This window comes from Pseudomonas sp. BN606 (assembly GCF_029873115.1).
Classification (GTDB): domain Bacteria; phylum Pseudomonadota; class Gammaproteobacteria; order Pseudomonadales; family Pseudomonadaceae; genus Metapseudomonas.
Map to the genome: position 1 here is coordinate 146,619 of NZ_SSOF01000080.1, position 12,889 is coordinate 159,507.

The following is a 12,889-nucleotide window of genomic DNA, read 5'->3' on the forward strand; positions in this document are numbered from 1 at the left end:
AGAGCAATGCAGCAACTCAATCCTTCCGAAATTAGTGAAATCATCAAGGGACGTATCGAGAAACTCGACGTCTCTTCCCAAGCCCGCAACGAAGGCACCATCGTCTCCGTTTCCGACGGCATCGTGCGCATCTACGGCCTGGCCGATGTGATGTACGGTGAAATGATCGAGTTCCCGGGCGGCATCTACGGTATGGCGCTGAACCTGGAGCAAGACTCCGTTGGTGCCGTAATCCTGGGCAAATACCTCGGTCTGGCCGAAGGTATGAGCGCCAAGTGCACCGGCCGCATCCTGGAAGTCCCGGTTGGTCCGGAACTGCTGGGTCGCGTCGTTGACGCCCTGGGCAACCCGATCGACGGCAAAGGTCCGATCAACGCTGCTGCCACCGATGCGGTGGAAAAAGTAGCGCCGGGCGTGATCTGGCGTAAGTCGGTAGACCAGCCGGTACAGACCGGTTACAAGGCCGTTGACGCCATGATCCCGATCGGCCGTGGCCAGCGTGAGCTGATCATCGGTGACCGTCAGATTGGTAAGACTGCCCTGGCCGTCGACGCCATCATCAACCAGAAAGACAGCGGCATCCGCTGCGTCTACGTAGCTATCGGTCAGAAGCAATCGACCATCGCCAACGTAGTTCGCAAGCTGGAAGAAAACGGCGCCCTGGCCAACACCATCATCGTGGCCGCCAGTGCTTCCGAATCCCCTGCTCTGCAGTACATCGCTCCGTACTCCGGCTGCACCATGGGTGAGTACTTCCGCGACCGCGGCGAAGACGCACTGATCATCTATGATGACCTGTCCAAGCAAGCCGTAGCGTACCGCCAGATCTCCCTGCTGCTGCGCCGTCCGCCGGGCCGCGAAGCTTACCCGGGCGACGTGTTCTATCTCCACAGCCGTCTGCTGGAGCGTGCTTCCCGCGTTTCCGAAGAGTACGTCGAGAAGTTCACCAACGGCGCTGTGAAAGGCAAGACTGGTTCCCTGACCGCCCTGCCGATCATCGAAACCCAGGCTGGTGACGTTTCCGCGTTCGTTCCGACCAACGTGATCTCCATCACCGACGGTCAGATCTTCCTGGAATCCGCACTGTTCAACTCGGGTATCCGTCCGGCCGTCAACGCCGGTATCTCGGTATCCCGTGTTGGTGGCGCGGCCCAGACCAAGATCATCAAGAAGCTCTCCGGTGGTATCCGTACCGCCCTGGCCCAGTACCGTGAACTGGCTGCGTTCGCGCAGTTCGCTTCCGACCTGGACGAGGCTACCCGCAAGCAACTTGAGCACGGTCAGCGCGTTACCGAGCTGATGAAGCAGAAGCAGTACGCGCCCATGTCCATCGCCGACATGTCGCTGAGCCTGTACGCCGCCGAGCGTGGCTTCCTGCAGGACATCGAGCTCGCCAAGATCGGCGCCTTCGAACAAGCCTTGATCGCCTACTTCAACCGTGATCACGCCGCCCTGATGGCGAAGATCAACGAGAAGGGTGACTTCAACGACGAAATCGACGCCGGCATCAAGGCTGGTATCGAGAAGTTCAAGGCCACCCAAACCTGGTAAGCCGCAGCGGGGGGTCGAAAGGCCCCCCGCCTGCTAACCCGATAGGTGTTACATGGCAGGCGCAAAAGAGATTCGCAGCAAGATTGCGAGCATCAAAAGCACGCAGAAGATCACCAGCGCCATGGAAAAGGTGGCGGTCAGCAAGATGCGCAGGGCTCAACTGCGTATGGCTGCCAGCCGCCCCTACGCGGAGCGCATCCGCCAGGTGATCGGTCATTTGGCCAACGCGAACCCGGAATACCGTCATCCCTTCATGATCGAGCGTGAAGTCAAGCGCGTCGGTTATGTCGTGGTGAGCAGCGACCGTGGTCTGTGCGGCGGCTTGAACATCAACCTGTTCAAGACTCTGGTCAAAGACATGGCGGGTTACCGTCAGGACGGCGTGGAGATCGACCTCTGCGTGATTGGTGGCAAGGGTGCGGCCTTCTTCCGCAACTACGGCGGCAACGTCGTTGCAGCCATCAGCCACCTCGGCGAGGAACCCTCGATCAACGACCTGATCGGCAGCGTCAAGGTCATGCTCGATGCATACCTGGATGGCCGTATCGATCGCCTGTTCGTGGTCTCCAACAAGTTCGTCAACACCATGACGCAGAAGCCGACCGTGGACCAACTGGTTCCGCTGGTGGCCGACCCGGATCAAGAGTTGAAGCATCACTGGGACTACCTCTACGAACCCGATGCCAAGGAGATCCTCGAAGGTCTTCTGGTGCGCTACGTGGAATCCCAGGTGTATCAGGCCGTGGTAGAGAACAACGCCTGCGAGCAGGCGGCACGGATGATCGCGATGAAGAACGCCACCGACAACGCCGGTGACCTGATCAGCAACCTCCAGCTGATCTACAACAAGGCGCGTCAGGCAGCGATCACTCAAGAGATTTCGGAAATCGTCGGCGGCGCTGCCGCGGTTTAAGACCGGTTCATATATTTAGAGGAACCAGATATGAGTAGCGGACGTATCGTTCAAATCATCGGCGCCGTTATCGACGTGGAATTCCCGCGTGATCAGGTGCCGAACGTATACGACGCGCTGAAAGTCAGCGGCGTCGAAACCACCCTGGAAGTTCAGCAGCAGCTGGGCGACGGCGTGGTTCGTTCCATCGCAATGGGTTCGACCGAAGGCCTCAAGCGTGGCCTGGACGTTTCCAACACTGGCAAGGCCATCTCCGTCCCGGTTGGTAAAGCAACCCTGGGCCGCATCATGGACGTGCTGGGCAACCCCATCGACGAAGCCGGCCCCATCGGCGAAGAAGAGCGCTGGGTTATCCACCGCGACGCTCCGTCCTACGCTGAGCAGGCGGGTGGCAACGAGCTGCTGGAAACCGGCATCAAGGTAATCGACCTGGTCTGCCCCTTCGCCAAAGGCGGTAAGGTCGGCCTGTTCGGTGGCGCCGGTGTAGGCAAGACCGTAAACATGATGGAACTGATCCGTAACATCGCGATCGAGCACAGCGGTTATTCCGTGTTCGCTGGCGTGGGTGAGCGTACTCGTGAGGGTAACGACTTCTACCACGAGATGAAGGATTCCAACGTTCTGGACAAAGTGGCCCTGGTATACGGCCAGATGAACGAGCCGCCGGGCAACCGTCTGCGCGTTGCACTGACCGGTCTGACCATGGCCGAGAAGTTCCGTGACGAAGGTCGCGACGTTCTGCTGTTCGTCGACAACATCTACCGTTACACCCTGGCCGGTACCGAAGTATCCGCGCTGCTGGGTCGTATGCCGTCCGCTGTGGGTTACCAGCCGACCCTGGCCGAGGAAATGGGCGTTCTGCAAGAGCGCATCACCTCCACCAAGACCGGTTCGATCACCTCCATTCAGGCCGTATACGTTCCTGCGGACGACCTGACCGACCCGTCCCCGGCGACCACCTTCGCCCACCTGGACGCCACCGTCGTACTGTCCCGTGACATCGCCTCGCTGGGTATTTACCCGGCAGTTGATCCGCTGGACTCGACCTCCCGCCAGCTGGACCCGCTGGTGATCGGTCAGGACCACTACGAGACCGCTCGTGGCGTCCAGTACGTTCTGCAGCGTTACAAGGAACTGAAGGACATCATCGCGATCCTGGGTATGGACGAACTGTCCGAAGCGGACAAGCAGCTCGTTAACCGTGCTCGTAAGATCCAGCGCTTCCTGTCCCAGCCGTTCTTCGTGGCCGAAGTCTTCACCGGTTCCCCGGGTAAGTACGTGTCGCTGAAAGACACCATCGCTGGCTTCAAAGGCATCCTCAACGGTGACTACGACCACCTGCCCGAGCAGGCGTTCTACATGGTCGGCGGCATCGAAGAAGCCATCGAGAAAGCGAAGAAACTGTAACCCCCTGAGCGCCCGGCAACGGGCGCTTACGTGAGGCAAGCGTATGGCTATTACTGTCCATTGCGATATCGTCAGCGCCGAAGCGGAGATCTTCTCCGGTCTGGTGGAGATGGTGATTGCGCACGGCCACCTGGGCGATCTGGGTATCGCTCCGGGTCACGCCCCGCTGATCACCGACCTCAAGCCGGGTCCGATCCGCCTGGTCAAGCAGGGTGGTGAGGAGGAGGTGTACTACATCTCCGGTGGTTTCCTCGAGGTCCAGCCCAACATGGTGAAGGTCCTGGCCGACACCGTGCTGCGCGCCGGCGACCTGGACGAAGCTGCTGCTCAGGAGTCCCTCAAGGCTGCTGAGAAGGCCCTCCACGAGAAGGGCGCGGAGTTCGATTACTCCGCCGCCTCCGCTCGTCTGGCCGAGGCCGCAGCGCAACTGCGTACCGTCCAGCAGATCCGCAAGAAGTTCGGCGGCTAAGGCCCAAGGCTTCATTGTGGATAAGTAAAAGGGTAGCCTTGGCTACCCTTTTTCTTTTCCGGTTTTCCGGTTTTCGCTTACCAGCCTGATTCGGTGATCCTCTCCATGTCCCTCGATATAGTCATCCTCGCCGCTGGCCAGGGCACGCGCATGCGTTCGACCCTGCCCAAGGTCCTGCATCCCGTGGCCGGCAAGGCCATGCTCGGTCACGTCATCGATACCGCGCGCGAGCTCGAGCCCAAGGGCGTCCATGTGGTGATTGGCCACGGTGCTGAAACGGTACGCGAGCGACTGGCCGCGGACGACCTGAATTTCGTCTTGCAGGCCGAACAACTGGGCACTGGCCATGCCGTCGCCCAGGCCCTGCCGGAGCTTTCTGCCGAGCGAGTGCTGATCCTTTACGGCGACGTACCGCTGATCGAGGTGGAGACGCTGCAGCGCCTGCTGGAGAAGGTGAAGGACGATCAGCTTGCCCTGCTCACAGTGGACCTGCTCGATCCCACCGGCTACGGCCGCATCGTCCGTGATGCTGCGGGCGTGGTGAAGGCCATCGTCGAGCACAAGGATGCAACCCCCGAGCAGCGCGCCATCTGCGAAGGCAACACAGGCATCCTCGCCGTGCCTGGCAAGCGCCTGGCCGATTGGCTTGGACGGCTCTCCAACAACAATGCCCAGGGCGAGTACTACCTCACTGACGTCATTGCAATGGCAGTGGCGGACGGCCTGGTAGTGGCCACGGAGCAGCCCCATGACGCAATGGAAGTGCAGGGCGCCAATGACCGCATCCAGCTGTCTGAACTCGAGCGCCATTTCCAGAAGCGCGCTGCCCGCCGCCTGATGGCGCAGGGCGTGACCCTACTGGACCCCGCCCGCTTCGACGTGCGTGGCGAAGTGAAAGTAGGCCGCGATGTGCTCATCGACGTGAACGTCATCCTCGAAGGCCGTGTGGTGATCGAAGACGGTGTGCAGATCGGCCCTAACTGCGTCATCAAGGACAGCACCCTGCGTCGTGGGGCAGTGGTCAAGGCCAACAGCCACCTGGAAGGCGCCGAACTGGGTGAGGGCGCCGATTGCGGTCCCTTCGCGCGTCTGCGTCCGGGGGCGGTGCTGGGCGCGAAGGCCCATGTGGGTAACTTCGTCGAGCTGAAAAACGCCGTGATGGGCGAGGGCGCCAAGGCCGGTCACCTGGCCTACCTGGGCGACGCCGAGATAGGCGCGCGCACCAACATCGGTGCCGGCACCATCACCTGTAACTACGACGGTGCCAACAAGTTCCGCACTGTCATGGGGGAGGATGTGTTCATCGGCTCCAACAGCTCGCTGGTTGCACCGGTCACTTTGGGCGATGGCGTCACCACCGGTGCAGGCTCTACCATCACTCAGGACGTACCGGCTAACACCCTGGCTGTAGGTCGCGCCAAACAGCGCAATATCGAAGGCTGGAAGCGTCCGGTGAAGATCAAGAAGTAGTCTGTGGAAAACCAGGGTTGTGGATAACTCACGACCCGAACAAAAAGGCGGCCCAGGCCGCCTTTTGTCGTTTTCGGGGTTGACGCGAAAGCTTCGTTAGGTTTTGATTCGCGCCATTATCTTTCGAAACGAAACTTCTTAGATGACGAAACGCAACACGCCTCAGCGCCGCCACGCGATCCTTGCAATGCTCGACGAGCAGGGCGAGGTGAGTGTCGACGAGTTGGCCAAGGCTTTCGCCACTTCCGAAGTGACTATCCGCAAGGACCTCACCGCCCTCGAAAAGAACGGTTTGCTGCTGCGTCGCTATGGTGGTGCCGTGCCGATGCCGCAGGAACTGATCGGCGAAAACAACCAGCCGGTGTCGTCCTACAAGCTAGCCATCGCCCGAGCGGCCGTCGGCTGCATACGCGAGCACGCGCGCATCATCATCGACAGCGGCAGCACCACTGCCGCCATGATCCCGGAGCTTGGGCACAAGCCGGGTCTGGTCGTGATGACCAACTCGCTCAACGTCGCCAACGCCCTGCGCGAACTGGAGCATGAACCTGTGTTGCTGATGACGGGTGGCACGTGGGACCCGCATTCCGAATCGTTCCAGGGCCAGGTAGCCGAGCAGGTCTTGCGCTCCTACGATTTCGATCAGTTGTTCATTGGCGCCGACGGTATCGATCTGCAGCGCGGTACCTCCACCTTCAACGAACTGCTGGGCCTCTCGCGGGTTATGGCCGAGGTGGCGCGCGAGGTGATCGTCATGGCCGAGTCCGACAAGGTCGGCCGACGCATACCCAACCTGGAGCTGCCCTGGAGCAGCATTCATACCCTGATTACCGATGAGCGCCTTTCTACCGAAGCGCGCGAACAGATAGCCGCGCGTGGGGTCAAGCTGATCTGCGCGCGCATAGATTGAGATAGGAGAACAGTCATGTGTGGCATCGTTGGCGCCATCGCCGAGCGTAATATCACCCCAATCCTGGTCGAGGGCCTGAAGCGCCTTGAGTACCGTGGCTATGACAGCGCCGGTGTCGCGGTCTACACCAACGACGGTGCGCTGGATCGCCGCCGCAGAGTAGGCAAGGTGTCTGAACTGGAGCAAGCCCTCGCTGAACAACCCCTGCTTGGCCGTCTGGGCATCGCCCACACCCGCTGGGCCACTCACGGTGCCCCCAGCGAGCGTAATGCTCACCCGCACTTCTCCGGCAACCAGCTGGCGGTTGTCCACAACGGCATCATCGAGAACTACGAAGCCTTGCGTGAGCAGCTCAAGGCGCTGGACTACGTGTTCACCTCGGATACCGACACCGAAGTCATCGTGCATCTGCTGAATCACAAGCTGAAAAACATCCCTGACCTCGCCGATGCGCTCAAGGCCGCCGTGCCGGAGCTGCATGGCGCCTATGGCCTGGCGGTTATCAGCGCCAGTCAGCCGGACCGCCTGCTCGCCGCCCGCAGCGGCAGCCCGTTGGTGATCGGCCTGGGTCTGGGCGAGAACTTTCTAGCTTCCGACCAATTGGCCCTGCGCCAGGTCACCGACCGTTTCATTTACCTGGAAGAGGGCGACATCGCCGAGATCCGCCGTGACAGCGTGCAGATCTGGGACGAGCAGGGTCGTGCCGTGCAGCGTGAGCAGGTGCAGTATCACGAAGGTGCCGAAGCTGCCGATAAGGGCGAGTACCGCCACTTCATGCTCAAGGAAATCCATGAGCAGCCCAAGGTCGTCCAGCGCACCATGGAAGGCCGTCTCGGCGCTGACCATGTGCTGGTGAACGCATTCGGGCCGCGTGCGGCTGAGCTCTTTGCCAAAGTGCGCAATGTGCAGATCGTCGCCTGCGGCACCAGCTACCACGCCGGCATGGTCGCGCGTTACTGGCTAGAAGACCTGGCCGGTATCCCCTGCCAGATCGAAGTGGCCAGCGAGTTCCGTTACCGCAAGGTAGTGGTCCAGCCGGACACCCTGTTCGTCACCATTTCCCAGTCCGGCGAAACCGCCGATACCTTGGCCGCCCTGCGCAATGCCAAGGAACTGGGTTACCTGACCAGCCTGGCCATCTGTAACGTTGGTACCAGTTCCCTGGTGCGCGAATCCGACCTGACCCTGCTGACCCAGGCAGGTCCGGAAATCGGTGTCGCTTCTACCAAGGCCTTCACTACCCAGCTGGTTGGCCTGTTGCTGCTGACGCTGTCGCTCGGCCAGGTGCGCGGTACCCTGGAAACTGGCGTCGAAGCCCATCTGGTGGACGAACTCCGTCGCCTGCCGACTCGCCTGGGCGAAGCCCTGGCAATGGACAAGACCATCGAGAAAGTGGCCGAACTGTTCGCCGAGAAGCACCACACGCTGTTCCTTGGCCGTGGCGCGCAGTATCCGGTGGCGATGGAGGGATCGCTGAAGCTCAAGGAAATCTCCTACATCCACGCTGAAGCCTATCCGGCCGGCGAGCTCAAGCATGGCCCGCTGGCGCTGGTGGACAGCGATATGCCGGTGGTCACCGTTGCCCCAAACAACGAGCTGGTGGAGAAACTCAAGTCCAACCTGCAGGAAGTTCGAGCCCGGGGCGGCCAGCTGATCGTCTTCGCCGACGGCGAAGCCGGCATCGACAATGGAGAGGGGACTCACGTGGTGGCCATGCCGCACATCGACGATGTACTGACGCCGATCCTCTATACCATCCCGCTGCAGCTGCTGTCCTACTATGTCGCCGTGCTCAAGGGCACCGACGTTGACCAGCCGCGCAACCTGGCGAAATCGGTAACCGTGGAGTAACGCGGTTTCTGGTTGAATGACGGTGATCTTAGAGAATAAAGTCCGTCGCTAAAGAATAAAGTCTGTCGCGCTGCCTGCAGGGTCGCGCGACAGTCCCGCCATTTTTATCCACAACCCACCATCGAGCTCTTTGAAGCGGAGCGCTCCGACGTAGCTTTCATTAATCGTGCTGCGCCTGAGGCGAACGATGGTTCCCCCCCTCCCAAGAAGCGCGTCGTTGTTCCTAAGGCGACAAAGGAGGGTCTCGTCGACGCCTTCAACGAACTGCTTGTTCCCACCCGGTCCGGTCCCAAACGACCCAAATAGTCGAGTGTATGGGCGCCAGATGCCCCGCCGTCTGACCGCTAGACGTAACAAGCACACCTGATCACCGGGCGTACCGGAGCACGGCAGGGCCCTTCGGGGAGCACCTAACTGCACAGGACCAGGCCTCTTGGAGGAGTATCGTGTACCTGATAAACGAAGGCGTACATGTACCTTAGTGGGGGGTTTTCGATGAAGATCACTGCTATGGAGGGTTGACTTCACCATTGGCCACCCGCAGGAGTATGAACTCACCGGTCTCTGACTGTTCAGCTACCGGCAGGTGCGTCTGGAGATACTTGAAAAGCTGGACTGAGGCCGCTTCGGACAAGGTACCGCCAGTGTCCAGTGCCTGCGCTGGCTGACCTCCAAGGGCAATCAAAGTCAGGAGCTTGTGCGCGATGTGAAGGCGACTCTAAGATTGAGTTTCAAAAGCTTCTATCCATGCTTCGTCGGCGGCGTCGCACTGATCAGGCGACGAGCCGCCAGCTGAGCTGATCATTATGTCACTCGACCTGTTCTTCACCTCTCGGATCACGCTCCGGCATCTGCGCCTTCTGATTTCGTTGGAGGAAAAGCGCAACCTGACCCGCGTAGCTGAAGTCCTGAACATCACTCCAGCTGCCGTCTCGAAGGCCTTGGGGGAAATTGAAGGACAGTTCGGAAGCCCTCTGTTTTTGCGAGAGCCCAAGGAACTCGTGCCACTGCCTGAGTGCCTGTTGCTCATTGACGCGGCAAAAAGAATCAATGGTGAGCTTTTTAAGACGAGCCAGCGAATCGAGACACTTCGCACGCAAGGAACCGGGGAAATCACTGTAGGCATCCAGGCCCCCTCCCTGGACGATGCGATTGCACGCACGCTGGCATGCTTGAAGCTCCAGTACCCCAAAAGCGTGATACGCATGAGAGAGGCCCGGACAAGCGAGATGCTTCAGCACCTCCGCGAGGGCGCGCTCGACTTGGTCATCGCTCGGTGTCATGTCAGCCAGGATGATCCGGAATTACGCAGCCTCTCCCTATATGACGATCAGGGTGAAATTTTGGCCAGCCATCTGAGCGACATCAGCGACGATTGTCGGGACTGGAACTACTTGCTTGAGCAAGCATGGTGCTTACCCTCTGCGTCCAGCAACGTAAGGCAGGGGTTCTTCAGGGCTTTAGAGCGCCGCCATCTGCCCGTACCCATGAACATCATCGAACTGCCCACTTTGAGCCTGTCTACCAGCGTGATGCGCCGGTGTAGCTGCTTAGCAGTCGCGACCAAACGAGTTGGCACCGAGTGGAAACGTGCCGGAATTGCACGCTCCATGCAGGTCGGCCTCGACTTGGATATCGACCCCGTTATGGTCGTGTGGTCTGGCCGGCGCCCATTGGACACACTCAGCCTCCTCTTGAGGGACACGCTCGCCTACGAGGCAAGCATGACCCCTACCTCGTAGCCTCAACCATTTGGTTAAACCGCTTTGAGCGGAAGTCGTTTTCCCTGCGCATCCTCATCTGCAAGTATTCGGCTCACCGGCGCATTCGTATGAATGGTGTTCCGGAATCTGCCGAAATAAATACTAGAGAACAACAAATGCTCAAGCAGGTTGCTGTAGGTACACTATGTATCTGCGCAGGCGAAGCGTCGGCGCAATTTGAAGTAAAGCCATATGGGGTACTGGATGTCTATGGGAGTTATTCCCATGCTGGAAGTATCAGTCAATCTCGCATTCAGAGCGGTGGTGCTTCGACATCCCGTTTAGGATTGCTCACTACGTATGACTTCAATGACGACTGGCGGCTTTCAGGAATACTTGAATCAGGTATAGATCTGATTGAAGGCGAGTTCCTCAAGCGCACTCCGTTCAACCGTGAGGCACACGTCAAACTTGAGTCAAAGTCCTACGGAACACTTACTTACGGGCGCCAGTATTCCGCGTCGATTGGAATGGAAGACGATCCGTTCCTTGCGGTATCACGGTTCTCCCCATTCGTGTCCGTGGGCTCCAATGTCAGCGGCCTCGGTGCCGGTGGCACTGCGCTCGGAAGCCGCATCAGCCGGGCCATCAGCTACACGACGCCGACCGTCAAAAGCACTCGTGTACAATTCCTGTATTCGCCCAACCAGGCGACAGGCCCAGATGAAGTCGGCGCAGAGAACCTAGGCCTCCTCACCATTTATGACGATTCACAGTGGAGATTGGGCGCCGGCTACAACCGTGTTCGCCGCATCAAGGACGTGGCCTTTGAGGGCAAGGCCTTGGAACACGTGGATACCCATATGCTGACGTCTGTCGTTGGATACCACTTTCCCATGTTTTACGGAAACTTGGGCTTCAACTACTACAAGCCTGATTCGCCAAACGCTCGTGCGGCTCAGATCTACAGCGTAGGGCTCGTTTATCCACAAACTAAGTACGCCTTGCGCGCTGGAATATATAAGAGGGATGTCTCAGGTCTTGGCAATGTCGCTAACGCTATTGCAATTGGTGGCGAATATCACTTGACAAGCCAGTGGGACGTTTATTTCAGGGCGAGCTTTGTCGAAAACCGGAATGATTCAAAGTTCACAACTAATGCCATTGAGCTAGAAGAGCCAGGAGCAGACCCATCTGCGGTGGGTATCGGCGTCCGAATGCGCTTCTAACCGACAATTTATAAAAACTGGGCAGCCTCTATGAACAATTCAATCCAAATGACGCGTCGGCAACGCTCCAAGATCATTGCAGGTATCTCCCTGGGTAACGCCATGGAGTATTTCGACCTGACCCTGTACACCTTCTTCGCGATCTACATTGGCCGGGTCATTTTCCCTGAGCATGACCCGTCTATTCAGCTGATGTTCTCCTTCGCCATCTACGGCGTGGGCTATGTCGCCCGCCCCTTCGGCGGAATCATCTTGGGCCGCTACGCAGACAAGCATGGGCGCAAGAAAGGCATCAACGTCACGCTGATGCTGATGGCCTTGGGCACCTGCATGATCGGTCTGGCCCCTACCTACGCCGCCGCAGGTATCTTGTCGCCCGTTGCTGTAGTCGTCGGTCGACTGCTGCAGGGCTTCTCCGCAGGTGGAGAAACAGGTGCATCCACGACCTTGCTGGCTGAGCTGGCTCCGCCCAAACAACGCGGCTTCTACGTGAGCTGGCAAGGTGCGAGTCAGGGCCTGGCCGTTGCAGCCGCTGCAAGCTTGGCCTGGACACTGTCAATGATCATGGATCCCCAGAACCTGGCGAGCTGGGGATGGCGGATTCCGTTCATCGCTGGCGTCCTCATCGTTCCTGTTGGCTTCTACCTGCGCAAGAGCCTCGAAGAAACAGCCACGCAAATTCACTCGCCGAAATCACCAGAGGCGAAGGCCCAAGCGTCCTTGCTTTCCAAATGGCGAGAAGCCTTGGTCGGACTGCTCCTGCTGCTCGGAGCTAACTCGTCCTACACCATAGTGAACTTGTACATGCCAACCTATGGGGTGAAGGAACTGGGGCTGTCACCTGCGATCTCGTCCGGCGTGGCACTGCTCGGTGGATTGTTGATGTTCTCTATCTCACCGTTCGCAGGAAAGCTGTGCGACCGTTTTGGTCGGAAGACTATGCTGATCATCTCCCGTAGCCTGATGATCGTCTCGATCTATCCTGCGTTTCTCGCTATCAACGCCTCACCTACAGCTCTCACCCTGCTGGGCTGCATCGCCTATCTGAGCATCCTCAATGCCCTGGGTGGAGCGCCTCTGTTCGCTGCTCTGACCGAATTATTTCCTCGGCACATGCGAGTGACCGGTATGGCCACCGTCTACAGCGTCGCGGTGACCATCAGCGGCGGTTTCGGACAGTTCATCGTCACTGGCCTCATTGAACTCACCAAGGATCCGCTTTCCCCTTCCTATTACGTGATCGGTATCGGCCTCGTTTCGTTTATCGCCGTACTGATCTTCAAGGACAGAACCTGCGACGACCTCGACGCAGACCCAAACGAGTCGGGCCTGGAGACTGTTCAGACAGCCCAGCCGGCCAGCTTTGCCAAATAGCTTCTAGGAAGA

The 12,889-nt window shown here is 59.2% G+C and carries 10 protein-coding genes; all 10 read left to right on the forward strand.

All coding sequences use genetic code 11. The features are described 5' to 3' along the window. The first annotated feature begins 6 nt into the window (after positions 1 to 6). Positions 7 to 1,551 carry a F0F1 ATP synthase subunit alpha gene (atpA, locus tag E8E75_RS23385; RefSeq protein ID WP_120653845.1) on the forward strand — a complete coding sequence of 515 codons (1,545 nt, stop codon included), beginning with the start codon at positions 7 to 9 and terminating at the stop codon, positions 1,549 to 1,551. A gap of 52 nt (positions 1,552 to 1,603) precedes the next feature. Beyond that, positions 1,604 to 2,464 (forward strand): F0F1 ATP synthase subunit gamma, encoded by an 861-nt coding sequence (gene atpG, locus E8E75_RS23390; protein WP_120653846.1) that lies wholly within the window; start codon positions 1,604 to 1,606, stop codon positions 2,462 to 2,464. 30 nt (positions 2,465 to 2,494) lie between these two features. Further along, the gene (atpD, locus tag E8E75_RS23395; protein WP_028626997.1) at positions 2,495 to 3,871 is read left to right on the forward strand and encodes a F0F1 ATP synthase subunit beta; all 1,377 of its coding nucleotides are present in this window, start codon (positions 2,495 to 2,497) and stop codon (positions 3,869 to 3,871) included. A 43-nt stretch (positions 3,872 to 3,914) separates the two neighbouring features. Then, positions 3,915 to 4,340 (forward strand): F0F1 ATP synthase subunit epsilon, encoded by a 426-nt coding sequence (locus E8E75_RS23400; RefSeq protein ID WP_120653847.1) that lies wholly within the window; start codon positions 3,915 to 3,917, stop codon positions 4,338 to 4,340. Between the two features lie 105 nt (positions 4,341 to 4,445). Beyond that, on the forward strand, positions 4,446 to 5,810 hold the full coding sequence (gene glmU / locus E8E75_RS23405) for a bifunctional UDP-N-acetylglucosamine diphosphorylase/glucosamine-1-phosphate N-acetyltransferase GlmU (RefSeq protein WP_120653848.1): 1,365 nt from the start codon (positions 4,446 to 4,448) through the stop codon (positions 5,808 to 5,810). A gap of 142 nt (positions 5,811 to 5,952) precedes the next feature. Continuing rightward, complete coding sequence (locus tag E8E75_RS23410; protein WP_120653849.1) at positions 5,953 to 6,720, forward strand: DeoR family transcriptional regulator; 768 nt, start codon at positions 5,953 to 5,955, stop codon at positions 6,718 to 6,720. A 15-nt stretch (positions 6,721 to 6,735) separates the two neighbouring features. Further along, on the forward strand, positions 6,736 to 8,571 hold the full coding sequence (gene glmS / locus E8E75_RS23415) for a glutamine--fructose-6-phosphate transaminase (isomerizing) (RefSeq protein ID WP_153919229.1): 1,836 nt from the start codon (positions 6,736 to 6,738) through the stop codon (positions 8,569 to 8,571). An 806-nt stretch (positions 8,572 to 9,377) separates the two neighbouring features. Continuing rightward, on the forward strand, positions 9,378 to 10,313 hold the full coding sequence (locus tag E8E75_RS23420) for a LysR family transcriptional regulator (protein WP_153919226.1): 936 nt from the start codon (positions 9,378 to 9,380) through the stop codon (positions 10,311 to 10,313). A gap of 137 nt (positions 10,314 to 10,450) precedes the next feature. Further along, on the forward strand, positions 10,451 to 11,503 hold the full coding sequence (locus tag E8E75_RS23425; RefSeq protein ID WP_178123485.1) for a porin: 1,053 nt from the start codon (positions 10,451 to 10,453) through the stop codon (positions 11,501 to 11,503). Between the two features lie 30 nt (positions 11,504 to 11,533). Continuing rightward, complete coding sequence (locus E8E75_RS23430) at positions 11,534 to 12,877, forward strand: MFS transporter (RefSeq protein ID WP_153919221.1); 1,344 nt, start codon at positions 11,534 to 11,536, stop codon at positions 12,875 to 12,877. The last annotated feature ends 12 nt before the right edge of the window (positions 12,878 to 12,889 follow it).